This is a genomic window from Enterobacter cloacae complex sp. IR53030, from assembly GCF_049238365.1.
Classification (GTDB): Bacteria; Pseudomonadota; Gammaproteobacteria; order Enterobacterales; family Enterobacteriaceae; genus Enterobacter; species Enterobacter kobei.
The window spans coordinates 243,442-268,315 of the sequence record NZ_JBMKHA010000005.1; the positions used below are offsets into that span (position 1 = coordinate 243,442).

The 24,874-nt window shown below is 54.0% G+C and carries 24 protein-coding genes and 2 pseudogenes; 13 read left to right on the plus strand and 13 right to left on the minus strand.

The window, feature by feature from the left end; all coding sequences use genetic code 11:
• Positions 1–18: 18 nt before the first annotated feature.
• Positions 19–993 carry a porphobilinogen synthase gene (gene hemB / locus ACOTXR_RS07810; protein WP_058690541.1) on the plus strand — a complete coding sequence of 325 codons (975 nt, stop codon included), beginning with the start codon at positions 19–21 and terminating at the stop codon, positions 991–993.
• A 72-nt stretch (positions 994–1,065) separates the two neighbouring features.
• Complete coding sequence (locus ACOTXR_RS07815) at positions 1,066–2,769, plus strand: lysophospholipid acyltransferase family protein (protein WP_058690540.1); 1,704 nt, start codon at positions 1,066–1,068, stop codon at positions 2,767–2,769.
• 88 nt (positions 2,770–2,857) lie between these two features.
• Here ACOTXR_RS07815 and tauD read toward each other — a convergent pair whose 3' ends face one another.
• The 6 genes from tauD to mmuP form a co-directional block, all read right to left on the minus strand.
• The gene (gene tauD, locus ACOTXR_RS07820) at positions 2,858–3,706 is read right to left on the minus strand and encodes a taurine dioxygenase (RefSeq protein WP_421767013.1); all 849 of its coding nucleotides are present in this window, start codon (positions 3,704–3,706) and stop codon (positions 2,858–2,860) included.
• Positions 3,703–4,530, minus strand: coding sequence for a taurine ABC transporter permease TauC (gene tauC, locus ACOTXR_RS07825; RefSeq protein WP_014882718.1), 828 nt, complete (start codon positions 4,528–4,530; stop codon positions 3,703–3,705). Before tauC ends, tauD begins: the two co-directional genes overlap by 4 nt.
• Positions 4,527–5,294, minus strand: coding sequence for a taurine ABC transporter ATP-binding subunit (tauB, locus tag ACOTXR_RS07830; protein ID WP_078310513.1), 768 nt, complete (start codon positions 5,292–5,294; stop codon positions 4,527–4,529). Before tauB ends, tauC begins: the two co-directional genes overlap by 4 nt.
• Positions 5,295–5,304: 10 nt before the next feature.
• Complete coding sequence (tauA, locus tag ACOTXR_RS07835) at positions 5,305–6,267, minus strand: taurine ABC transporter substrate-binding protein (protein WP_032637373.1); 963 nt, start codon at positions 6,265–6,267, stop codon at positions 5,305–5,307.
• 626 nt (positions 6,268–6,893) lie between these two features.
• Complete coding sequence (gene mmuM / locus ACOTXR_RS07840) at positions 6,894–7,826, minus strand: homocysteine S-methyltransferase (RefSeq protein WP_023332204.1); 933 nt, start codon at positions 7,824–7,826, stop codon at positions 6,894–6,896.
• A complete protein-coding gene (gene mmuP, locus ACOTXR_RS07845; RefSeq protein WP_014882714.1) occupies positions 7,813–9,213 on the minus strand; it encodes an S-methylmethionine permease in 1,401 nt (466 codons plus the stop codon). The genes mmuM and mmuP overlap by 14 nt, the downstream gene beginning before the upstream one ends.
• A 345-nt stretch (positions 9,214–9,558) precedes the next feature.
• On the opposite strand from mmuP, the gene ACOTXR_RS07850 reads away from it, so the two are divergent.
• Together ACOTXR_RS07850 and ACOTXR_RS07855 are read left to right on the plus strand one after the other, a co-directional pair.
• Positions 9,559–10,668 carry an AI-2E family transporter gene (locus ACOTXR_RS07850; RefSeq protein ID WP_014882713.1) on the plus strand — a complete coding sequence of 370 codons (1,110 nt, stop codon included), beginning with the start codon at positions 9,559–9,561 and terminating at the stop codon, positions 10,666–10,668.
• 118 nt (positions 10,669–10,786) lie between these two features.
• Positions 10,787–12,562 carry a diguanylate cyclase gene (locus ACOTXR_RS07855; protein ID WP_058690538.1) on the plus strand — a complete coding sequence of 592 codons (1,776 nt, stop codon included), beginning with the start codon at positions 10,787–10,789 and terminating at the stop codon, positions 12,560–12,562.
• A 44-nt stretch (positions 12,563–12,606) separates the two neighbouring features.
• Here the strand turns inward: ACOTXR_RS07855 and ACOTXR_RS07860 are convergent, their stop codons facing one another.
• Positions 12,607–13,506 (minus strand): LysR family transcriptional regulator, encoded by a 900-nt coding sequence (locus ACOTXR_RS07860; protein ID WP_058690537.1) that lies wholly within the window; start codon positions 13,504–13,506, stop codon positions 12,607–12,609.
• 98 nt (positions 13,507–13,604) lie between these two features.
• Here ACOTXR_RS07860 and ACOTXR_RS07865 point away from each other — a divergent pair, with 98 nt between their 5' ends.
• The 9 genes from ACOTXR_RS07865 to ACOTXR_RS07905 all read left to right on the plus strand — a co-directional run bounded on the left by ACOTXR_RS07865 (position 13,605) and on the right by ACOTXR_RS07905 (position 21,290).
• The gene (locus ACOTXR_RS07865; protein ID WP_023332201.1) at positions 13,605–14,399 is read left to right on the plus strand and encodes an SDR family NAD(P)-dependent oxidoreductase; all 795 of its coding nucleotides are present in this window, start codon (positions 13,605–13,607) and stop codon (positions 14,397–14,399) included.
• A gap of 45 nt (positions 14,400–14,444) precedes the next feature.
• The gene (locus ACOTXR_RS07870) at positions 14,445–15,662 is read left to right on the plus strand and encodes an L-dopachrome tautomerase-related protein (protein WP_014882709.1); all 1,218 of its coding nucleotides are present in this window, start codon (positions 14,445–14,447) and stop codon (positions 15,660–15,662) included.
• Between the two features lie 320 nt (positions 15,663–15,982).
• Entirely contained in the window at positions 15,983–16,477 is a 495-nt protein-coding gene (locus tag ACOTXR_RS07875; RefSeq protein ID WP_032628721.1) for a molybdopterin-dependent oxidoreductase, read from the plus strand.
• A gap of 17 nt (positions 16,478–16,494) precedes the next feature.
• Positions 16,495–18,432, plus strand: a complete 1,938-nt coding sequence (locus tag ACOTXR_RS07880; protein ID WP_058691185.1) for a putative bifunctional diguanylate cyclase/phosphodiesterase — start codon at positions 16,495–16,497, stop codon at positions 18,430–18,432.
• 238 nt (positions 18,433–18,670) lie between these two features.
• The gene (locus ACOTXR_RS07885; protein ID WP_014882706.1) at positions 18,671–18,928 is read left to right on the plus strand and encodes a YjhX family toxin; all 258 of its coding nucleotides are present in this window, start codon (positions 18,671–18,673) and stop codon (positions 18,926–18,928) included.
• 10 nt (positions 18,929–18,938) lie between these two features.
• The gene (locus tag ACOTXR_RS07890; protein WP_078310512.1) at positions 18,939–19,709 is read left to right on the plus strand and encodes an SAM-dependent methyltransferase; all 771 of its coding nucleotides are present in this window, start codon (positions 18,939–18,941) and stop codon (positions 19,707–19,709) included.
• A gap of 296 nt (positions 19,710–20,005) precedes the next feature.
• Positions 20,006–20,473 (plus strand): GNAT family N-acetyltransferase, encoded by a 468-nt coding sequence (locus ACOTXR_RS07895; RefSeq protein WP_078310510.1) that lies wholly within the window; start codon positions 20,006–20,008, stop codon positions 20,471–20,473.
• A 90-nt stretch (positions 20,474–20,563) separates the two neighbouring features.
• Positions 20,564–20,770: a YecR family lipoprotein gene (gene yecR, locus ACOTXR_RS07900; protein ID WP_078310508.1), complete on the plus strand. Its 207-nt coding sequence runs from the start codon at positions 20,564–20,566 to the stop codon at positions 20,768–20,770.
• A 139-nt stretch (positions 20,771–20,909) separates the two neighbouring features.
• A complete protein-coding gene (locus tag ACOTXR_RS07905; protein ID WP_078310506.1) occupies positions 20,910–21,290 on the plus strand; it encodes a hypothetical protein in 381 nt (126 codons plus the stop codon).
• An 891-nt stretch (positions 21,291–22,181) separates the two neighbouring features.
• Here the strand turns inward: ACOTXR_RS07905 and ACOTXR_RS07910 are convergent.
• The 6 genes and pseudogenes from ACOTXR_RS07910 to ACOTXR_RS07935 all read right to left on the minus strand — a co-directional run.
• Positions 22,182–22,550, minus strand: a complete 369-nt coding sequence (locus ACOTXR_RS07910) for a TA system toxin CbtA family protein (RefSeq protein WP_078310503.1) — start codon at positions 22,548–22,550, stop codon at positions 22,182–22,184.
• A gap of 20 nt (positions 22,551–22,570) precedes the next feature.
• On the minus strand, positions 22,571–22,927 hold the full coding sequence (locus ACOTXR_RS07915) for a type IV toxin-antitoxin system YeeU family antitoxin (RefSeq protein WP_078310501.1): 357 nt from the start codon (positions 22,925–22,927) through the stop codon (positions 22,571–22,573).
• A gap of 25 nt (positions 22,928–22,952) precedes the next feature.
• Positions 22,953–23,111, minus strand: a pseudogene (locus ACOTXR_RS07920) (DUF987 family protein); the annotation flags it as partial.
• Positions 23,112–23,132: 21 nt separating this feature from the next.
• On the minus strand, positions 23,133–23,954 hold the full coding sequence (locus ACOTXR_RS07925) for a DUF932 domain-containing protein (RefSeq protein ID WP_078310499.1): 822 nt from the start codon (positions 23,952–23,954) through the stop codon (positions 23,133–23,135).
• Positions 23,955–24,074: 120 nt separating this feature from the next.
• Positions 24,075–24,548, minus strand: a complete 474-nt coding sequence (locus ACOTXR_RS07930; protein ID WP_025205064.1) for a hypothetical protein — start codon at positions 24,546–24,548, stop codon at positions 24,075–24,077.
• 71 nt (positions 24,549–24,619) lie between these two features.
• Positions 24,620–24,874, minus strand: a pseudogene (locus ACOTXR_RS07935) (hypothetical protein); the annotation flags it as partial.

The window sequence follows — 24,874 nt, forward strand, 5'->3', positions numbered from 1 at the left end:
ACAAACATCAGGCATCCCATGACCGATTTAATTGCACGTCCCCGCCGTCTGCGCAAGTCACCTGCACTGCGCGCTATGTTTGAAGAGACAACCCTGACCTTAAACGATCTGGTGTTGCCGATTTTTGTTGAAGAAGAGATCGATGACTACAAAGCCATCGAAGCCATGCCGGGCGTAATGCGCATTCCGGAAAAATATCTGGCGCGCGAGATCGAGCGCATCGCCAACGCGGGGATCCGCTCGGTGATGACCTTTGGCATCTCCCATCATACCGACGCCACCGGCAGCGATGCGTGGAAAGAAGATGGTCTTGTCGCCCGTATGTCCCGCATCTGCAAAGAGACCGTGCCGGAAATGGTCGTCATGTCAGACACCTGCTTCTGCGAATACACCTCTCACGGCCACTGCGGCGTGCTGTGCGATCATGGCGTGGATAACGATGCCACCCTGCTGAATCTCGGCAAGCAGGCCGTGGTCGCGGCCGCTGCGGGTGCAGATTTCATCGCCCCCTCTGCCGCGATGGATGGACAGGTTCAGGTGATTCGTCAGGCGCTGGATGCGGCAGGCTTCACCGACACCGCCATCATGTCCTACTCCACCAAATTTGCCTCCTCCTTCTACGGCCCATTCCGTGAAGCGGCTGGCACGGCGCTGAAGGGCGACCGTAAAACCTATCAGATGAACCCGCTGAACCGCCGGGAAGCGATTCGCGAATCCCTGCTGGATGAAGCTCAGGGCGCAGACTGCCTGATGGTCAAACCGGCTGGCGCGTATCTTGATATTCTGCGCGACATCCGCGAACGCACTGAACTGCCGCTGGGCGCTTACCAGGTGAGCGGCGAGTACGCGATGATCAAATTCGCCGCGCAGGCGGGAGCGATTGACGAAGAGAAAGTGATCCTCGAAAGCCTGGGTGCGATCAAACGTGCGGGCGCGGACCTGATCTTCAGCTACTTCGCGCTGGATCTGGCTGAGAAAAAAATCCTCCGCTAATCTTCACCAAACTGCAATACAACCGACATCTGCTCCTTCTACTGTCTTCGCAAGACGGCAGGAGGAGTAACCATGTTTAGCCTCGATAGCGTTCTCGACGATCTTTGGCCTCAGGCGAGGCCTGCACCCTGGCAAAAAAGTCTGTTAAAAAGACTGTTTTACGAAGATGAATTCCAGCAGTTTGCCGCCGCGCACCGCCACCTCAAAGGACTGGACATGGTGGAGCAAGTTCTGGAGCACCTTGATATTCTCTGCACCGTTTCCGCCCGCGATCTCGAACAAATCCCCGAACATGGCCCGCTGGTCATAATTGCCAACCACCCGACGGGTACGCTGGACGGGCTGGCGCTGTTGTACGCCGTCTCCCGCGTACGCCGTGACGTAAAAGTCGTGACCAACCGGATGCTGACCCACCTTGAGCCCCTCAGTTCACTCTTTATTCCGGTGGACAATATGGGGGGCAGGACGGCGAAATCCTCCCTGGTGCAGATGGAGCAACATCTGCAAAATGCGGGCGTACTGATCTTCTTCCCGGCGGGAGAAGTTTCACGTCCGACGCGCAAAGGCATTCGCGATAAAAAATGGCACCCGGGCTTTATCAAGCTCGCCAGCAAGCTGCGCGCACCGCTGCTGCCGGTGCATATTCAGGCGCACAATAGTCTCCTCTTTTATGCCAGCACGCTGGTGTCGCCGACATTGTCGATGCTGCTGTTAATGCAGCAGATGTTCCGCCGCCGCCATAGCCAGCTGCCGATTAAAATCGGCCAGCAGATCGCCTGGCATCACTGGCACAGCGCCACCCTTTCGTCGCGTGAGATGGCCGAGCAGTGCCGTCAGCACGTGATGCGTCTTGGCAAGGGAATGCCTGGCGTCTTTAAGACCCAGTGCGCCATTGCTCGTCCAGAGGACCGGGCGACTCTGAAACGCGAGCTGGCGCAGGCCGAGTGTCTGGGCAAAACCGGCGACGGTAAGCTCATCTATCTGTGGCAGCGCAACGGCCAGGAAGAGGCTCCGCTGCTGCGCGAGCTGGGCCGCCTGCGCGAAATTGCGTTTCGTGCGGTGGAGGAAGGGAGCGGCAAGCGCCGGGACACCGACCGTTACGATGACGATTATCTGCACCTGATCCTGTGGGATGATGAGGATCTGGAGATCGTGGGGGCGTACCGCTTTATGCCCACCGCAAAGCAGGTTGCGCATCGGGGTCCGGAAGGGTTGTACAGCTACAGCCTGTTCCACTACGACGATAAAATGCAGGACGTGCTGGAGCACGGCATTGAACTGGGTCGCAGCTTTATTCAGCCGCGCTACTGGGGACGCCGCGGCCTGGATTATCTCTGGTCCGGGATTGGCGCTTATCTGGCACGTTATCCGCACTACCGTTATCTGTTTGGCCCGGTCTCGATCTCCGGAGGCTTACCGCCTGCGGCGCGGGATCTGCTGGTGGCATTTTACCGTCTGTGGTTCCCGGCAAGCCATCCGCTGGCCGCGTCGCGCCAGCCTTATCCTGCATCGTTACCGGACGTATTGGCACAGTTTGGCGGCGTGGATTACGTGGACGATCTGACGAAGCTGAAATCCCTGCTCGGCAATCTGGGCTGCGGCATTCCGCCACTCTACAAGCAGTATTCCGAGCTGTGCGAACCGGGCGGCGTGCAGTTTATTGATTTTGGCAGCGACCCGGCGTTCAACAACTGCGTCGACGGGCTGGTGCTGGTGGATTTGTGCTACCTGAAGACGAACCGCTATCAGCGGTATATAGGGGTACACTCTTTGTAGGCCGGGTAAGCGCAGCGCCACCCGGCAAAAACGGTGCACAATTGCCGGGTGGCGGCTACGCCTTACCCGGCCTACAGGTACTACAGGATCAAGGGCGATAAAACGGCTTATCCCCCAAAATCGTCGCCCGCTGCATAATCCGACGCTGCGGCAGGTAATCCGCATTGGCATAGTGCTGCGTCACGCGGTTATCCCAGATCGCGAGATCGTTCTCCTGCCAGCGCCAGCGCACCTGAAACTCCGGTTTGGTGATATGCGCAAACAGGAAGCGTAGCAGCGCCTCGCTCTCTTTTTCCGTCACGTCCACAATGCGCGTGGTAAACCCTTCGTTCACGAATAACGCCTGCTTGCCCGTGACCGGATGGGTACGCACCACCGGGTGCAGCAGCGGAGGATGTTTTGCAACCGCATCCAGCCAACGCTGATGCTCCTCTTCGCTTTTACGGTACTTGTATTCCTGGAACGATTTTTTGAAATCGAGCTCCGCCCGCAGACCACTCAGCAGCGTCCGGAACGGTGCGGACAGCGCCTCGAAAGCCGCAATGCCGCTCGCCCACAGCGTATCGCCTCCGGTCTCCGGCAGCAATTTTGCCGCGAGGATCGCCCCTGCGGGCGGCGTCTCGATAAAGGTCACATCGGTGTGCCAGTTGTCATTATCCGGCGGATTATCGTTATGGGTATCCAGGACGATAATCTCCTCCACCCCTTCCGCATGCGGATAGACCGGATGGATATGCAGATCGCCAAAGCGTAGCGCCAGCGCGCGCTGCTGCTGCGGGGTGATCGCCTGCTCGCGCAGGAACACCACCTGATGGCGCAGCACCGCGTGATACAGCTGCTCGAACTGGTTATCGCTCAGCGGACGGGTTACATCCAAGCCCGACACCTGCGCGCCAATATACGGCCCCAGCGGGGTAATGGTCAGACGTTCACTCATTGTATTTCTCCATGCCAGGGCGTCAGACGACGCTGTAGCGCGCGCAGCCCCAGCTCTAATCCGAAGGCGATCGCGGCAATGACCGCGATCCCAGCCAGCACCACGTCAGTCGCCAGGAACTCTCCCGCCGACTGCACCATAAACCCTAATCCCCGCGTGGCGGCGATCAGCTCTGCCGCCACCAGCGTGGACCACCCCACGCCGAGGCCGATGCGCAGCCCGGTTAAGATCTCCGGCAGCGCGCCCGGTAAAATCACGAACAGCAGCACCTGTGTCCGGCTGGCGCCCAGCGACTGCGCCGCGCGGATCCGCACCTGCTGGGCACTTTTGACGCCCGCCAGCGCCGACATCGCAACCGGGGCGAAAATCGCCAGATAGATCAGCAGGATTTTTGACGTTTCACCGATGCCAAACCAAATTACCATCAGCGGCAGATAGGCCAGCGGCGGCACCGGGCGGTAAAGCTCAATCAGCGGATCGAGGATGCCGCGCACCGTCGGGCTTAAGCCCATCGCGATGCCAACCGGAATGCCGATCATCACCGCCGCCAGCAGCGCCACCAGAATGCGCGTCAGGCTTGCGCCCAGATGCTGCCAGAGCGTGGCATCCATAAACCCCTGCGGCCCGGCGATGGCAATAAGTTTGGCCAGCACCTGTCCCGGCGGCGGCAGAAACAGCGGGCTGATCCACTGCAGTGCCGCTACCAGCCACCACACCGCCAGTAACACCAGCAGCGTCCCGACGCTCAACGTGAGCTGGCGGGAGAACGGCCAGCGCAGCGCCTGACGCGTGCGGCGCGTTTTTTCACTGAAGACGATGCTCATGAGAAAGCCTCCCGTTGGTCAAACACGCGGCTTAGGATGTACTCACGCTGGTCGATAAACTGCGGATCGGATTTGATGCTGCGCACGGGTTCTCCGGCGACATAACGGCGCGCGAACTCGAGCGACAAGCGTTCCACCACGCGCCCCGGCCCCGGCGATAACAGCACCAGCTCGGTCGCCATAAACACCGCTTCTTCGATGTCGTGGGTGATCAACAGGACCTGCTTGCCCGTCTCATGCCAGAGACGCAACAGCAGGGTTTGCATCTGCTCGCGGGTAAAAGCGTCCAGCGCGCCGAACGGCTCGTCCAGCAGCAACAGCTGCGGGTTTGCCGCCAGCGCACGGGCAATGCCGACACGCTGGCGCTGACCGCCGGAAAGCTGCCAGATAAAGCGTTTTTCCGCCCCTTCGAGACCCACTTTTTTCAGCATCTGCCGTGCCGTTTCCAGCCGCTGTTCGCGGTTCACCCCCGCAAGCTGTAGCCCAAATGCCACGTTTTCCTGCACGTTGCGCCAGGGGAGCAAACCTTCATTCTGGAAAACCACGCCGCGCTCGGCGCCGGGGCCTTCCACCTTTTTGCCTTCCAGTTGGATGGTGCCACGCTGATAAGGGACAAAACCGGCAATCAGATTCAGTAGCGTGGTTTTCCCACACCCGGAGGGGCCCAGCACCACCAGCAGTTCACCGCTGGCCAGCGTCAGGTTGATCTCCTCCAGCGCGGGTTTGCCGCCGTAATCGGCATACAGGTTCGTTATGCTCAGCATGGCGGACTCCTTATTTCACAAAGCGGTCGGTGACGTACTGGCTGTAATCCGCCGCTACCGCGGGCACTTTGCCCTGCGCTTTCAGGAAGGTGGCGGTATCGACAATCGCTTTGTTCACCGGCCCGGTCAGCTGCTGCACCTGCTGCGCAGGGGTCAGGTAGGTATTGCCTTTCACCAGCCCCGGCACGTCCGCTTCCGGCACACCGCTCAGTCGGGCGAGTTTTTCCAGATTGGCGGGCTGCTTCAGCCATTCATCGGGATTACTGATATAGGGCTGCTGGGCGTCGAGGGCGCTTTTGGCAAAGGCTTTCACCACCTCGGGATGTTTCTCAGCAAAGTCTTTGCGCACGACCCACACGTCGAGCGTCGGCGCGCCCCACTGGCCCACCTTTTCGGAGTCGGTCAGCACGGTGCCATCTTTTTCCAGCTCGTTCACGGCTGGGGCCCAGACATAGGCTCCGTCAATATCCCCACGCTGCCAGGCCGCGATTATCGCGGGTGGCTGGAGATTAAGAATCTGAACCTGCCCCGGCTTGATGCCCCAGTGTTTGAGCGCCGCCAGCAGGCTGTAGTGGGTGGTAGAGATAAACGGCACGGCGATGCGCTTGCCGATCAGGTCTTCCGGTTTGGTGATGTTTTTCTTCACCACCAGCGCTTCAGAGTTACCGAGCTGCGAGGCGAGCAGGAACACCTCAATCGGCACCTGCTGGCTGGCCGCGACCGCCAGCGGGCTGGATCCGATATTGCCGATCTGCACGTCGCCGGAGGCTAACGCACGCACGACGGACGCCCCGCTGTCGAACTTGCGCCAGTCGACGTTCGCGCCGCTCGCTTTGGCAAAGGTGTTATCCGCCTGCGCAACTTTCGCCGGTTCCGCAGAGGTTTGATACGCGACGGTGACGTCTACCGCCTGCGCCTGAAAGGCCCACAGCGCCAGCGCGCCGAGAAGTGTGATTCGCGATGAAATTGCCATAGTATCTGCTCCCCTTGTTGTTATGAGGGCAGTATTTCCGGCGCGGGAATTTTGATAAAGGAATTAAAACGCATCGCTCATAACGATTCGTTTTTAGATAAAAAGTGGGAAAGGATAGTCAGTATTGTGCGATTCGTTTTTCCCCTCTCCCTGTGGGCTGATGTTTCCCCGCAATTAAATGCGAGCAGTGAACAATTCCCTCGCCCCTTCGGGGAGAGGGTTAGGGTGAGGGGAACATACGGCTGTAGTGGTCATTCCGTTCACTTAATGTTCCTTGCCACTCTGTGACGGCATGACCGGTGAACGTGCCAGGGTGGCTCAATCGCCACCACCCTGGCGACCCGGGCTCCCGGCGGTAAATCGCCGCTTCGCGGTGCCCTCAGCTTATTCCTTCAGGCTATCGGGTCGGGCATGAGCCTGCATCCCTGCAGGCCACGCCCTCTCGGCGCATCCGTGCGCCTCGCCCCGGCCTTACGGAAACGCTTCGGCGATTTACAGCCGGACCAGAGCATCGCTGTAAGTTAGTCATTTCACATTATAAAATTGAATGGCTTCTGGTTTAAAAATTTACACGGAAACCCTCAGATGTAGGCCGGGTAAGGCGTAGCCGCCACCCGGCAGAGAAGTCAGCGCTTTGCGTTTAGCTCAGCAATATCCTTCGGTGTGGTGCGACAGCATCCACCGATTAATTTCGCTCCAGCCGCCAGCCACTGAGGCAAATAGCCCGCCAGCGTCTCGCACGCTTCGCCGTGGTGGTGCCAGGTTTTGGTCACCGCATCATAGTGCTCGCCCGAGTTCGGGTAGACCACCAGCGGCAGCGCCGTCAGGCTTTGCAGATGTTTCAACGCCGCGGTGGTGTTTTCCAGGGCGATGCAGTTGATGCCCAGCGCGACAATGTGCGGGGAGTTTGCCAGCACGTCGACCACCTCACGCAGCGGCGTGCCGTCGCTCAGGTGCTCGCTATCACGCAGGGTAAACGAGAACCACGCCCGGGCGCGAGGATACTCGGCCAGAAGCGCCGCCAGCGCCTTAATTTCCCCAAACGAAGGCAGCGTTTCGCAGGCCAGCAGGTCTGCCCCCGCATCCAGCAGCGCTTCCACACGCGGGCGGTGGAAGGCGGTAAACGCCTCGGCGCTGCGCACGTAGTCGCCGCGATATTCCGAACCATCTGCCAGATACGCGCCGTACGGCCCCACGGAGCCTGCCACCAGCAGCGTACCTGCGTGCGGGTTTTCAGCCAGATACGCTTCGCGGGCCTTACGCGCCAGTTCCACGCTTTTGCCAATCAACGCCCGGGACTGTGCCTCGTCCAGCCCGCGTGCCGCGAAGCCCGCGGGCGTGGCCTGGTAGCTGGCAGTGATCGCCACCTGCGCCCCTGCGCGGTAATAATCAAGATGCACTTCGCGGATAAGTTCCGGGTTTTCTACCAGCACTTTGGCAGACCAGAGGCTGTCTGCAAGGTTACACCCGCGCGCTTCCAGCTCCGTTGCCATCGCCCCATCCAGCACCACATACGGCTGTTTTTCGAGAAGGGCGGTAAGCGGATTATTCTGCGACATGTTCAGGCTCCTGCGATGTCATATTTCGGGTCAGGTAGTACGCACCATAACACAGGGCGACAAACGGAAGCCCGCAATAAAGGGCAATACGCTGGCTCGGGTCAAACCACAGGCCGACACAGGCAACCACGCAGAGAATAAAACCGAGTACCGGCACCAGCGGATACCACGGTGCGCGATACTGCAACGCAGAGAGCGGCTGGCCGGACTGCAGATGTCGGCGACGGAAAACGAAGTGCGACGCGCAGATGCTGATCCAGACCGCCACCACCGCAAAGCCGGAAATGGCCGAGAGCGCGACAAACACCGTGTCCGGGGCGATAACGCTTGAGAACAGCGCCAGCACGCCACCGAGCATGGAAACCGAAAGCGCCGTCAACGGCACGCCATTTTTGTTCACCCGGGCAAAGCAGCGCGGCAACGTTTTCTCGTTAGAGAGCGACCACAGCATGCGCCCGGAGGCATACAACCCGGAGTTGGCCGCCGAGAGGATTGCCGTCAGGATCACGAAGTTAAAGATATCTGCCGCGTAAGGAATACCGACCTTCTCAAACACCAGCACGAACGGGCTCTTTTCCACGCCCGCCTGCTGCATCGGGATCAGCGCCGCCAGTACAAACACGGTGCCGATAAAGAAGATAATCAGCCGCGCGATGGTGGTGCGGATTGCGACCGGAATGACCTTGTGCGGGTTTTGGGTTTCGCCCGCCGCGATACCAATAAGTTCGGTGCCGGAGAAGGCAAAGTTCACCGCCACCATGGTCATCAGGATCGGCAGGCCACCGTGCGGGAACCAGCCCTCAGCGGTAATGTTGCTTAACCCCGGCGCAGGAGAACCGTCCTGCATCGGGATAAAGCCAAAGACCGCCGCCCCGCCGAGGATAATAAAGGCGATGATGGTGATAACTTTCACCAGCGAGAACCAGAATTCGCCTTCAGCAAAGAAGCGCGTGGAGATGACGTTAAGGCCAAAAATCACCACGCAGAAGACCACGCACCACGTCCAGACGGGCACCTGCGGGAACCAGTACTGCATGCAGAACCCGGCGGCGGTAAAGCTCGACCCGAGCGCCACCGTCCAGGTGAGCCAGTAGAGCCACGCCACGGTGTAGCCCGTCGCCGGACCAAGATAACGGGCGGCATAAACGTGGAACGCGCCGGTTTCCGGCATCGCCACGGAAAGTTCACCAAGACACTGCATCACCAGCCAGACCACCAGCGCGCCAATCAGGTATGCCAGCAGCGTGCCCGCCGCCCCGGTCGTGGAAATGATATAGCCCGTATTAAAAAATAACCCAGTCCCAATCACGCCGCCCAGCGAGAGCATAATCAGGTGGCGTGTTTTCATGGTGCGCTTCAGCTGCCCATTTTCTTGTTGTGTTTGCATATTACCGTCTATACGTATGGACATCTAAACATCCAAAGAAGGTGTTATACCGCGATTGTTAATAAAAAGCTAGATGACCAGACGCAAACGAGCGCGCCGCGCACTGAGTCTGGGGTGGGATGTCAGGATGACATAGAGAAAAGGACGCCAGGCCATAAGCACCTCCGCAAGCTGATATGTATATCATGGTGCGGGAAGAGACGATCTTCGGTCAGTCAAAAGTGGGATCCGTGAAGAGTGGATTCATACCGCAACACTGTCCACAGAACAGGTAAGGCGCAAAGGTTGGTAATTCTCACAATCAGTTCTATAGTCGAACAGTTTCTTAGTAACCAGGAATGACTGATGCGCTTTAACGGACTGACCAAAGGTTTCTTTATTTTCATCCTCGCCCTTGTGACCTGGGCCTTCTTCGACGTGCTGTCGCCCTACTTCTCCGCAATACTGTGGGCCGCTATTCTGACCGTGATTTTTAACCCGGTAAAAAACAAGCTGCGCACCGCGCTGGGGGATCGCAACGGGCTGGCCTCGCTGCTGACCATCGGCATTATCTGCCTGATCGTCTTTATTCCGCTGATGGTGATCCTCTCCTCACTCGCCATTGAGCTGAACGTGGTGTACACGAAGCTTCAGGAGAACAACACGCAGTTCCCGGAAGTGGTGGCGAGCATCTTTAACCACCTGCCGGACTGGGCCAGCGGCTTCCTCGCGGATCACAACCTGAACAACGCGGCGCAGATCCAGAAAAAACTCTCCGATGTTGCGCTGCAGGGCGGGCAGTATCTGGCGGGTAGCGCGTTTCTGATCGGCAAAGGTACGTTTGGCTTTGCGATTAGCTTCGGCATCATGCTTTATCTGCTGTTCTTCCTGCTGAAAGACGGACCGTATCTGGTGCGCCAGATCCTCGACTCCCTGCCCCTGTCTGATTTCGCCAAACAACACCTGTTCGCCAAATTTGTCGGCGTATCGCGTGCCACGGTAAAAGGCACGGCGGCGGTGGCGGTGGTCCAGGGCATACTCGGCGGGATTGCGTTTGCCATTGTGGGCCTCGACGGCAGCGTCCTCTGGGGCGCGCTGATGGCTTTCCTCTCGCTGGTACCCGCCATCGGCTCGGCGATTGTCTGGGTCCCTGCCGCCATCTTCCTGTTCGCCACGCACCAGATCTGGCAGGGGCTGTTCATTGTCGGCTTCTTCGTGATAGTCGTCGGGCTGGTGGACAACATCCTGCGACCGCTGCTGGTGGGTAAAGACACCAAAATGCCGGACTATCTGATACTGATCTCCACCCTCGGCGGCATGGAGCTGTACGGCATTAATGGCTTTGTCATTGGGCCGCTGATTGCCGCGCTGTTTATCGCCTGCTGGAACCTCTTCTCCGGCCGCGACCACGAAGGAAATGCTGAAGAGCTGGATGCTGATTTCATTGAAGAGGGAAAAAACCCTCCAGATTTGTAAGGATGTGACGATATAGACCCCACCAGGCGGCACTGTGCCGCCTTTTTTTCGCCATAAATCAGTCGTTTTCTATAATCTGAAGAACGCCATCCTCTTCATGTTGTAAAAGGATCACCAGGTGCGAATCGCGACAATTACTAACTGGGCCTATGGTGCCACGGTCTGCCTGACCATTGCGTCCGGCATTATCATGCTGCTGGCTTCCGGCGCCGACACCGCGGAACGTCAGGCCATTGAACAGCGTCAACGTTTTGATGAGCTGACGGAAAATATTGAAACTGATGCCTGGGTACAGTCCGATTTAGCACGCCTGTACGTCGTCAAAAAAGATCCTCAAATCCTCAAAGAGTATAACCAGTCAGAGAATAGCCTGAAGCACATCGAGCTGAAGCTGGAAAAACTGCAGGACGCTGGCGCATCGGATGACGAGCTTGCCCTGCTGCATGAAGTCTTAAAGATTGTTGATGAGCTGCAGGACGAACAGCAAATGGCCCTGGCGAACACGGCGCGGGGTGAAGACGCTCAGGCCATCGCCCTGCTCTATGGTGCCTCTTATGAGCAAGAGCTTGAGCGCGCCCAGAACCAGATCGATCACTTTCGCCAGATACTCGACAAACGTGTGATCACGTCCGTACGGGAGGCGACAAAAAAATCGAAAGCGCTGCGAACGGCCTCTGAGTTGATGGTTGGCCTCACCGCCCTGCTGTTCCTGTTTGTGCTTGGCTTTATATTAAAACGCCGCGTGCTGCGTCCGGTCGTGCGCCTGAGCGACGTGGTGCACCGCCTGGCATCACAGGACTACGCGGTGGAAACGCCCAACTTCAACCAGATTGATGAGATCGGCGATATGGCGCAGGCCATCCGCATCTTCCGTGAAAACGGCCTTGCGCGCCAGCGTCTGGAAAAAGAGCGCGATGCCGACTGGGCCATCCGCGAGCTGCTGGCGCGCATGACCCAGAGGCTGCAGGGATGTGAGAACGTAAACGATGTGATTAACGTGGCGGAGCTGTTCGCGCCCAATATTGCACCGGGGATCCCTGGCCGACTCTACGTTCTCGACCGGGATCCGTGGCAGATGCGCTGCGTCGCGCAATGGCTTGCGCCGGTGGGTGACGAGACAACGTTCCATCCTGACGAGTGCTGGGCCGTGCGTCGTGGTCAGAGCCATCCGCCGGTCAACGGTGAGCCGGATATCGCCTGCTATCACCTGCAGGAAGAGACGGCGAACAGCGCGCTGTGCGTGCCGCTTATCGCCCAGGGGGAGGCCATTGGCTTGCTCTCTTTCCAGAACATCAACGCGGACAATGCCCCTTCCCGCCCGTATCTTGAACTGATGGCTGAGGCGCTCGGACTGGCGCTGGCGAACCAACGTCTGCGCGACGCGTTACTGGAAAAAGCCCTGTTTGACCCGCTCACCGGCCTGCGTAATCGCCATCATCTGGAAGACACCCTGCACACCCAGATGGCACAAGCCATGCGTAACGATGAACCGGTTAGCTGCCTGATGATCGACATCGATCACTTCAAGAGCATTAATGACCGTTTCGGCCATGAGGCCGGAGACCTGGTCATTAAAAGCGTGGCGCTGATTGTTCAGCGGGCCGGGCATGACAGCGGTCTGGCCTTTCGCTTCGGGGGGGAGGAGTTTCTGGTACTGCTTCCCGGCGCCGGAGAAGCAGAAGCGCATGCCTGTGCGCAGAAGATTTATGACGGTGTGCGTGAGCTGTCGCTTCGTTACGGCCTCTCAGAGATTGGACCGGTGGATGTCTCGATTGGTATTGCCAGCTATCCAGAGCATGCCCAGAGCGACAACCTGCTGCGCGCCGCGGATGTCGCCTTATACCGGGCGAAAGAGCTGGGCCGGGCGCGGATTGTGAGTTTTGGGATGCTGTAAGCGGGTTAAGGTTAGACTCTTATTCATGACGCATGATGTTCATGTCATTGTTCTGACGCCAGAAGATCAATCATGGCCCGTGTGGCTGCTGACTGGCGTCGATGGGGCGCATAGATGAGCGAGAAAGGTCGCGATCGTCCACGAAGTTGCGGAAGTATCTCAACTAACTGGCCGCGCTGTATCTTCTCGCGGACAATGAATTCGTAGCTCTGACAGACCCCTATTCCATGTTCAGCCAGCGAAACCACGCCAAGGACATCATCTGAAATCTCGATGGTTGAATCTGGCTGCCAGTCAACATCCCGCTCATCCACGCGAAATACCCAGGGCGCAATACGGCCGGTACGCGGCATAATAAAAGGCAGGCACATATGCTGCCGCAGTTCATCGAGCGTCTGCGGCATTCCCATGCGATGAAGGTAAGCGGGTGAAGCAACCAACAGCAGTGCCGCATCCTGCAATTTACGCGCGACGAATCCACTGTCAGGCATTTGACCCAGGCGAATAGCCAGGTCGAATCCCTCAGCGATCAGGTCGACATTGCGATTGGTAATGTTCAGCTCCACCTGAACGCGCGGAAACTGTTGGGAAAAGCGGGCCAGCAAGGGCGGCAGACAATAATGCCCATAGGTGGTCGGGACGCTGATCCGTACCCGGCCAGTCAGATCCCCCTCCTGCCCCCGGCCATCGCGTTCGGCGTCATCAAGCAGGGAAAAAGCAGAACGCGCCTGCTCAAGATAAATCCGTCCGGCTTCCGTTAGTCCCACACGACGTGTGGTGCGTTGCAATAGCTGTCGTCCAAGACGCACTTCAAGGCGGGAGACCGCACGACTCAACACTGAGGGCGTGGTTGAAAGGACGACCGCTGCAGCGGTAAATGAGCCATGTTCAACAACAGTAATGAAGACCTCAACATCGCCGAGATAATCGAATTTTCTGCTCATCTTGCTCTTTCAGGAACAAATGTTTTTCATTTTCGCTAATTTATCTCCGTTTGAGCGATGAGTAAAGTAGCCGCACTTGTTACCAAAAGGCAAAAACGATGGATCTTCAACTCAACGGTAAGACAGCACTTGTTACAGGGGCCACCGCAGGCATTGGGCTGGCTATCGCCAGTACTCTTGCGCGCGAAGGTGTTGCCGTCACGATTACCGGACGCGATCGGGAAAAACTGCACAATGCGGTAGCGAAAATTGCTCAGGCAGCTCCCCAGGCCCGGGTATCAGCCATTGTCGCCGATCTGGCTAACGCTGAAGGTGCAGAAGCGCTGATTAAGGCCTGTACGGATACCGATATTCTTATCAATAACCTGGGTTTTTATGAAGCCACCCCTTTCGCTGATATCACCGACGAGGAATGGCTACGCATGTTCAACATTAACGTGATGTCAGGCGTTCGTCTTTCACGGCATTACTTCCCACGCATGCTAGCACGCAACTGGGGCCGGGTGATTTTTATGTCCAGCGAAGTTGGCGCTTTCACTCCGCCAGACATGGTGCATTACGGCGTCAGCAAATCAGCTCAACTCGCCGTATCGCGAGGAATGGCAGAGCTGACGAAGGGTACCGGCGTAACGGTCAACAGCGTACTGCCATCGGCAACCCGCTCTGACGGAATCATTGATTACCTGCGCCAGACAGCGCCTGAACCTGGCATGACAGACCAGCAGATTGAAGCGCATTTCTTCCAGACCTACCGCCCCAGTTCCCTGATCGCGCGAATGATCGAGGCTGACGAGATAGCCGCTATGGTCGCGCTACTGGCAAGCCCACTCGGCGCGGCATCAAACGGGGCTGCGGTACGCGTCGAAGGCGGAACGTTCCGCTCCATTCTTTGATACCGCATTAAGAAACCGCGTCTTACTCACATCACCGGAGCATGTATGTCCTACCGTATCGGTACTTTCCCCGCCATTGCAATGGCGGCATTGTTCTCTTTCGCAAGCTGCGCCAGCGCGGCGGATCAGATGCCTCTTGAGCACTGGCGCAGCTACTCAGGCGTAAGCTGGGATAAACCTGAAAACGTGCAAATGCCAGCCGTGTTTTCCGGGTCGGTGAATGCCCCCTTAGCAGGCATTCACTTTGATGCAAAGGGCCGGGCCTTTGTCAGCACGCCCCGACTGATTTCAGCCAGCGCCCCCGCCACGTTGAATATTCTCGACACCGATCCTCAGTCCGGACCCGCGCGCCTGACAGCATTTCCGTCCCGCGAGCGTAATGCGGTTGATTCCGCTCCCGATCAGAACCTGCGCAACGTGCTCGGCTTTTATGTTGATCGTAAAAACGGCTGGTTATGGGCGCTGGATATGGGGTTCATCGCGGGAGAAACGGAATCCCCTTCAGGCTCGCAGAAATTGGTCGTACTGGATCTCGACTCGGGCCGAACGGTTAAACGTATCCCCCTGGACGGCGTGGCCGACCGTAAGGCAAGTTTCCTTAATGATGTCGTTGTCGATGAGAATCATCGTATCGCATACATTTCCGACAGCGGGTCGCGCAGTGCGCCTGAAAACCGTGTCGGCCTGATCGTCGTGGATTTCGCCACCGGCACAGCCCGACGCGTGCTGAATAGTCACCCTGCCCTGCAGATTGAACCGGGGGTAAACGTCATTTCCCATGGCGCGGAGGTATGGCCAGGTAAACCGCTATTGATTGGTATCAACGGCATTGCGCTGTCTCCCGATGCAGAAACATTGTACTGGACGGTGACGACGGGAACACATGCATACGCGGTGCCCACTGCCGTGCTGAAGCAACATGATTCAACTGATGCGCAGATTGCCGCTCAAATTCAGAATCTGGGCACGGTGGGAGGTAATACTGACGGTTTGGTGACCGATGCAAAAGGCTACCTCTATATTACAGATGTCACCCATAACGGCATTGTCAGATATGATCCGAAGACCCGTAAAATGTTACTTATTGCTGCAAATGAAGCCATAAAGTGGCCAGACACACCGGCTATTCGCCCGGACGGTGACCTGATCTTCACATCAAGTAGCCTTAATGACCACTTCGCTGGAATGGTCAAACCAGGCCATGAACGGTACGATCTGTGGCGCTTGCGACAGGACACGAACCCGCCGATGAACACTCGCTAATATGGCTGCGCCACCCCATGGGTGGCGCTTTTTTAGCTGTGATGGGCAGGTAAAATTTGTGTCGTGAGAAAATAACGCTCATTTAAAACGATTATTTTTTAAACGCAAAAGAGCTTATTCAAGTAACGTTAGTTTGTCTCAAAATTTCAGTAGCACCATCCACAAATCAAACCCCCTACTCCAAAACCACCCAACCCATTGTTTTTAATGGTTTTTACTAAACTAAACGTGCAGTAACAACCGCTACTCAACAAAATATGTAAACTACTGTGATAACTAAATTATAATTCATATACTTCGTTAAAAAAGTGGGGGTCAAAATGAGATTAACCTTAATGCTGTTGTGCTGTCTGGTGCCAACTTTAGCCTGGGCAGGTGAACTGCCAAAACCTGTTGGAAAACCTATTTTGACGATTTACGGTAATATAGAAAATACCAACGAAGAGGGAAAAGCAGTGTTTGATCTCGCCAGTCTTGAAAAACTAGGGATGGTGAGTTTCGAGACGACATCGCCCTGGTATAACGGACGTACAAAGTTTGAGGGTGTCCCTATGAGAAAACTCATGGATTATGTGGGGGCAAAGGGTACTAACGTTAACGTCATTGCGCTCAATGATTACTCTACCGTCATCCCTCTTAGCGACTTCAAAAAATACAACGCCATACTTGCCTTAAAGGTCAATGGCGAATATATGCGCATCCGCGACAAAGGCCCGTCGTTCATTGTTTACCCTTATGACAGTCTTCCTGAGTTGAATAATCAAATTTATTATTCGCGTTCAGCATGGCAGGTTAGCAAAATGAAGATTGAGTAGCAGTTCAGGAGAACATAATGAACAGGATACTGGTTGGTATCATTTTTTCTCTTTTTATCACGACAGGATATATTGCATTCCTTGTTTACGATCGACAGCAGGAGTTGCAAAAACTGACTCAATACACCGAGTCCTGGTCCGTGGCTCAACTGGTATCAGAGTATTACCGATTTGAATCATGGCTTGGTCTATACGCAACCGATACCGATGACGTTACGATAGACCAGGTCCGCATGCGTCTTGAAATTATGCTAAGCCAGAGCGATTTAATGAACGGCGGGGATTTAGGTCGCTATATTGACAGCGATAAAATGCACCAGGAACTCGCTTCGCGTTTAGAGAAAATACTGGCGTATCTGGATGGCAATCTCGAAAAAATGAGCCATCCGGAGTTACAGGCATACCTGAAAAATATGCATATGCTTGATGCGCCGCTCAGCCAACTTTCGGCCACGGCATTAACAAAAGATATTAATACAGTTAATGAATCAAACAGAAAAATCCAAATCCTGTATTATATCTACTCCGCACTTTCATTACTTCTGGTGATATTAAGCTTTATTCTGGGCTTTTTAATGATCTACCAGAATAAAAACATTCTCAAAGCCCACATGCAGGTTAAAAGCCTGGCTGACGAACTACAGATATCAAAAGAAACGCTGCAGATTCAGAACGCGAAGCTGGAGTATGATGTTTATCATGATTCCCTGACCGGTATGAAAAACCGCCTTTTCTTCTGGGACGATCTCAACAAAATTAATCTTCAGGCGGATAAAAACCATATCCCCGTCACGGTGATGTTATTTGATTTAGACCGGTTTAAAGAGGTCAACGATACCTATGGTCATGATGCCGGAGATTTACTGCTGAACCAGGTCTCCCGCCGCCTTACCTCAATGAGCAGTGCGACGGATACGTTTTACCGTTTGGGTGGCGACGAGTTTGCCCTTCTCTCAAGCGGCCTGACGGAAAGCGCTGCGGTTTCACGCGCCAAAGAGATCAGCGATCATATCAGCCAGCCCTATACGATTAATAACCAGCTGATAAAAATTGCCACCTGCGTGGGTATTGTTTTATCGGATAACGAACGACGCTCTGATTATCTTTACAAGTTTGCCGATCTCGCCCTCTACGAAGCCAAAAAAGAGGGCTCGCAGCAGATAAAAGTCTTCCGTCAGTGGATGCTGCAAAAACTGCAGGAAAGCAGAACACTTGAACATGATATGGCGCTGGCGCTCGATCATCATGAATTTGTTGTGTATTACCAGCCTATTGTCGATGCATTCAGCAATGATATTTACGGCTATGAAGCGCTTATTCGCTGGATACACCCGCAGAAGGGAATACTGTCGCCGGATTACTTTATCTCTGTCGCTGAAAAAACAGGGATGATCAATGAGATCGGTAAAAATGTGCTTGAGCTTGCCTGCCGGGAGGCCGTTTCCTGGGCGGTTCCGGCACGGATCTCGGTGAACGTCTCGCCTGTTCAGTTAGGCACGAAATCCTTTACGGCGATGGTGCAGTCTATTCTGAAAGAGACTGGGCTACCGGCCAATCGCCTTGAGTTAGAAGTCACCGAGTCTTCACTCTTCAGTGACAGCAACACGCCAGTCACTATTCTCAAAAAGCTCAGATCGCTGGGGGTAAGAATTTCGATCGATGATTTCGGTACCGGGTATTCATCGCTCTCACGGCTCAGTGAACTCAACTTTGATAAAATCAAAATAGATAAATCCTTTGTGAATCCCATATCCACGCAAGATGAAGCGCTGAATATCGTTAAGCTGATCGCCGGTATGGCGAAGAGTCTTAATATGAGGGTCATTGCAGAAGGTGTCGAAACCGAAGCTCAGCTTGAACGTCTTCAGGCGCTTGGCTGCGACCTCGTGCAGGGCTATCTGTTCGGAAAACCGCAGGCTGAAGTCGACAAAAAAATAAAAAGCGGTGCAGCGTGATCCCACCGGGATCACACTTTTCAGCCGTGGGTATTCACATCCCCTCACCAGCTGTTACCATTCACCCCGTAAATACCTTTCAACTCAACCCGAGGCTTTGATGCTGGAGAATGTAATCATCCGATAATCAGCTCCCCGACCTTTCAGGCCGGACTGATTATCAATGCGCCGAAATCGAATGCGGGCACCGCTGTGTGTTTGCACGTTTTGCACATGATGATTAAACAGGTTTTCCAGTATGAATTTATCGCGTCAGGAACAACGTACCTTACACGTTCTCGCCAAAGGTGGCCGTATTGTGCACGTCCGCGATACGTCCGGCCGCGTCACCGCCGTGGAATGCTACAGCCGCGAAGGGCTGCTGCTGTCTGATTGCACGCTCGCCGTCTTTAAAAAACTCAAAACTAAAAAGCTGATCAAATCCGTTAAGGGTCAGCCCTACCGCATCAATACCACCGGGCTGAACAACGTTCGTGCTCAGCCTGACAATCGTTAAGCAGAGGAATATGGATATCCCACGTATTTTTACCGTCAGCGAAAGCGAACACCGCATTCATAACCCCTTTACGCCAGAAAAGTACGCCACGCTGGGCCGCGTGTTACGCATGAAGCCAGACACGCGCATTCTCGATCTCGGCAGCGGCTCGGGAGAGATGCTTTGCACCTGGGCACGTGACCACGGGATTACCGGCACCGGCATCGACATGAGCCCGCTCTTTACTACGCAGGCCAAACTGCGCGCAGAGGAACTGGGCGTTGCCGAACGCGTTCAATTTTTTCATAACGACGCGGCAGGTTACGTTGCGGATGAAAAATGTGACGTGGCGGCGTGTATTGGCGCCACATGGATTGCAGGTGGCGTCGCCGGAACGATGAACCTGCTGGCACAAAGCCTTAAGCGCGGGGGAATCATGCTCATCGGCGAACCTTACTGGCGGCGGCTTCCCGCAACGGATGAGGTCGCTCGGGCCTGTGGCGCCTCGTCCATCGCAGACTTTCTCACCCTGCCCGACCTCGTCGCCTCTTTCGATCGGCAAGGCTATGACCTGGTGGAAATGGTGCTGGCCGACCAGGAAGGCTGGGACCGATACGAAGCCGCGAAATGGATGACACTGCGTCGCTGGCTGGAGCAACACCCTGACGATGACTTTGCGCAGGAGGTGCGAGCGGAGCTGAAAAGCGCGCCTGAACGCCATGTGACCTACACGCGGGAATACCTCGGCTGGGGCGTGTTTGCGTTAATGGCACGACAGGAGGACGTTTGCGGTACCGCCTAAAGGGGAAACCGGATCGCACTGAGTATAAATCGTTGTCGAAACCCGTGGGGTAATAGTCTGATGGCGTGTTTATGCAGAAGCCTGAAGAAACAGTGGATGACCAATTTTCGTTGTCCAGGATATTGCCTCACTTTCGCCTGCCCTTACCGCCCCCTCCGGGGCGGTAAGGCTTTTTTGCCTTGTGAAACGCCCTGACTGGTCAACTCCTGGTTCCCAGTTCTGAACGAATGAGGCATTACAAGTTGGTAGTCGAATGATAAGGTAGATTTCCCTCTCTCTACCGGGATGAAGCCAACGTGAGTATTTCAGACAACTATGAATGGTATAAGAATGACTACCTGGTGAGTACAGACAGAGACAAGCTGGATGTGCAGGCCATCCATCAATATCTGACGAGATCAACCTGGGCAAAAGGAATTCACCTGGACATAGTCTCTTCCTCAATAGAAAACAGTCTTAACTTTGGCGTTTACCATAATGGAAACCAGATTGGTTTCGCGCGTCTGATAACGGATTATGCAACCTTCGCCTACCTTTGCGATGTTTATATACTTGAAGACTATCAGGGTGAAGGGCTTGGAAGATGGGTTATGGAATGCATTCACAGTCACCCCGTGTTTGAGCCGCTTCGCAGGATCATGTTAATTACTACCACCGCGCCCTGGCTTTATGAGAAATTTGGCTACGAGCCCGTTAACAGGGAAAACTATGCCTGGACGATTACGCGGCCTGATATTTATACGGGTGGGGAAAAACAGGGTTGAGATTAGTTGATCGCTACAGAATTAAAAAGACCATGTGTAGCTGGTCTTAAGTTTGGTGAGTATCTTCCATTGAATCGCCACGGATACTCTATGAATATAGTAAGGCTTTCTGAACCACCTAAAGTTAACGTTTGGCAAGGTGCTCAAGTGGCAGCACGGAGTTGCGCTGCATGGGGATCTTCTTGTGCCGAGCCTTTCGGCGGTTTAACTTCTTTTTGTTCTCAGCCATCCTCAAGGGGATGTATGGAAACAATAGTCACTATGAGGATTCAATGTACTGGTGAATTGAAGAAGTAAGCTCCGGGGGTTCATGTCCCCTTATTCTTTGGGATACGAAAAATTCAGCAGTAGCTAAATGTCATACTGACTTATCGTTGTACACTCTCCAAAACAAGGATAAAATCAAGATAATTCTTAAATAAATGGAATGGCGCATATGGTTAAGAAAATCACTTTACTGAGCTTGTCGGCTCTTTTTGCTACACAAGTTGTCTTCGCTGAGACTTCAAGCAATTGGATTGAAGTTACAACGAATAAAGATGGCGCTTTTTTAGTCAAAAAAGGCACATTCAGAAATGTAAAAGGTGATTCATCTGCTTTGTTCATGTATGAAAAAACAGATAAAAAAGTTGAATATTACAAAATTAGTATCAAAAACACAGATTGTGATAATGGATATGGTGAAATAAAATTTTTCTATATGGATGGAAGTTTGGCTTTTAAAGGTGATTACGTGGCTGATGGGACCAGTGTTGGGGCAGGTCTTGGTGATTTCATCTGTGGTGTAAGAATCGCTGCTGATGCACAAAAAAGTTGAGGAAGGGGGGCATATGCTAATAGCAACAGACCCTTCACCCCTTAGGTAAATTTCCTCGCTTCTCTGTAGCCAGCTTAATTTCAGCTTCTTTGACTTTCATGAGCCCTAACCATGGTTTTCCCTCCGGCGTTGTCAGAAATTTACGGGTGTGAATTTTGCGGTTGTTGCGCTTTGTAACTGATTTTTTGGTTAGCCTTTTACATGCTACCCCCCTACGCTGAATATGCCAGGGCTCAACGTAAAGCTGAGAGAAATTACAATGAAAGTCATAATGGTGTAGATCATTATTGTTAGGCACATAAGAAAAGACGGTGCGTAGCGCTTCCGAAGAGAGGATAACCCCTTAGCACTAACTCTTATCAGGTGAGCGTTATGCTCCGGCTATCTAAACCATGGCAGAGCCAGTTTCTTTTCCGATCCGGTTAGTCTGCCCAACATTACGCTGTTTTATCCTCCCCCACATCATCTCGTCGTGTAGCATTATTGAGCACCGCGCGAAGCGCGGACCGTATACCCAAGGGTTCAAGTGATGTGTTTAGAGAGTTCAGCAACACTTTCAGCTTCTGGGACTGGTAGCTGCCAGGTCAAAACATTGTACTCGACTTGAGCCAATACAACACAAAGGCGTTTATCAAGGATGATAATGAAAGATAGAACCCTGTATATTTTTTGACGCTAACTGATTGATTTTCTTAGATGGTGCGATAATAGGAACATAATACACCATACATTCTCTTTGATAAATATAGATATTTTCTTGTTTCATCTTTATAAATGCCCCCTTTTGTGCCCCCGCCTTGTTTTTCATGCGACTCGATGAGACTTTCATCGAGTCGTTAATCTCATCAAATTCTTCACGTATCGTGGAAACCTTCGCAGATCTCCATCCCCTCACAGCCGTGATCGGCTAAAAACAATATTACTTACCTCCCTGTAAGAACACCGGCTCATCAGCCCGCACGCTTTCCTGGCTTGAAGAATGTCTGTCGCAGTCAAATATGGCGCTTGTTCCTGTAAGGTAAATCCTGTGCGATCGATACGTACTAACTCATACTTTTCCACCAGAAAGTTAACGGCATTAGCCAGAGTGATACCGGCATCGATATGTTCCTGTATAACGGTTTCATCACAGAAAGGTGTATCGTTTAGCGTCAGACCATAATGCTGTTCCAGCAGCCGTGTAAGTAGCATTTGCCAGACAGCCACGGGCGACAGACAGGGCTTCGCCGCCCGCGAAATTGTAGCAGGTAGATTTTTCATGTTTGCTCTCGTGAAATTTGTTAGCGTTGAGTGGGATAAATGGCGATGTATATGTAGCCACAACTACCAAGAGTATCGGCTTCACACGTGAGCCCATTGTGATATAGCGTGACGCAATGCTCATGCTGAGGAAAGAGTTCTCCGCTGGTGAGCATCAACTCCAGTTGCTTGAGTATCAGCGGAAAGACTTGATCCAGGCGTAGCGCATCATCGTCGCTGAAAGTACCGTTGAATCCTGCCCGGTCAGCGAGAAAATGCACCCGGCAGCCTTCCTGCACCAGACGAGCGCCGAAACAGGGTGTGCTCGTACACTTTAGTCCCCACACCAGGCAGGCGGGGTTCTCCGGCTTAGTACCGGATTCGGAGTGATTGTTCATTATTATTCCTGATTAAAGGGAAGGATTAATTGAGAGTGACACTTAGAAGAATGACATAGGGACCATTGCGGTCCTGACGGCGTTCAGCGAATACGGCCAGAACGCCGCCTATGTCCTGCACCTCGCGACCAGCATAATGGCAGACACTGCCAGTCCATTTATATTTGCCCGTACTGAAGCGAAATCCTTATGCCGGAACGATTGTTTAATGCCCGAAAAATTCGAGCATGTTTTCTGCCATAACCCACAGGGCGCGATTGAGTTTCACATCGCCATCAATACCGGTAACAGCACGGGTGCGGCTGCTTTTCCCCTGAGCGGTTCGCCCTGACAATCCACCTTTCATCAGGTTCTCTTGCACGCGCTGGTAGACTGTCCACAGGTCGTCGCTGTAGTCCTCCCGGCGACGTGGGGTCAGCAACTGCGATACCGTGACCGGCTGGTGGTCCTCACCAAATCGATACTTCAGTGCGGCATTTGCCAGCGCGTGACGGGCCGGGGCTGGCAGCGCCAGCGACTGCATTGCATCGCGTTTCTCATCCACCCGGTCAAAGACCCCGAGCACTTCGTAAGCCCCTTCAATTACCTTCTCGACGACATTGCCTTTATGCGGTACCCGCACTTCTCCGAATGACTGGCCGCAGACAAGACCGTTAGTACAAACGCCACGAAATAGCCCCGGCAGCATCTGGTAGCTTGATGAGCCGTCATGGCTGTTGAGAAGAATGATTTCCGGCACCTGATGCCCGGTTAGTTGACCGGCACGACGCAGGCGAAGCATGTGTTTGGTGTGCTCCCGCTTGCTCTGGTCGCGAACCTTTGTCTGGCAGGCAAAGAACGGCTCAAAGCCCTCACGCTGCAGGCTTTCAAGGATGGTGATGGTCGGGATGTAGGTGTAACGGTCTGAACGAGATTCATGCTTGTCACTCCCGAACACGCTGGGGACATGGCTCATCAGCTCTTCGTGGGTCAGAGGTCGGTCACGGCGTATCTGGTTTATACGGCCAAAGCGGCTGGCTAATCGCATGGCTAACTCCTTATTTGATAATGAAATAAAAACAAAAAAGGCCATGTTCCCGAAGGAGCATGGCCTGTTGCTATCTAGTGTTGGTATGTTGCGGGCTGTAGAGGACTGAAATGTGAAGGATTAATCGCTGTAATGGGTGGTTCTGCAGCCACTGAGGTCAGACAATTCTTTCTGCGTATTCTTCAGCCCAGGACTGAAGGAGCCAACTTTGTTATTGTTGACGTAAACATCGAAATTAGACGACTGACCCAACGCGTCAATAAATGACACCCAGGCGTTATCGCCATTCCTCCAGCCGAGGGATGAAGGTAACGGATACTGGCTGTTATCCATGACCACCGTTATTTCTGTCCCGTCATCGTGAGAATCCAGCATCGCCCCATTGGGCAGGGTTACTAATACGCCATGCTGCAGAATGTTTTGCTCATCCGGATTACCGGTGCAGTTAAGGTTAAAAATGACCTTCTCGGGGCTACTGATAATGTATTCCGTCATCCCCATCCCAAAACCACTCGTCCACATATTGGGAATAGCCTGTGCTGTTGATACAGAAGCCAGCATAGCTAATGTAACTATTACGTAAGGCAGTCGCATAATGTTGTCCTCAAATCATGTAATAAAGCTTTTGTTGTTTAAAACAATAAAGTAATGAAAAAACAGTTGGATTATTTTATTTGTTTGTAGCGAAACGCTTCTTTTCCGGCATAAATCCCGACAAGATCGTCATAACGAGGGTCCTTTTTATTCGGGCGGAACGTTACTTTCATATCCGGACTGCACATATCCTTCATGGTGAGATTGAATTCTTTACCTGGCGTAATCGTATAGCCTGTTGCTACACCGTCTTTACTAGGGAAGGTGCGAATAAGCAGGTCATTTCTTCCCAAGCTGACTCGCTGATTAAAATTTCGCGGATCTGG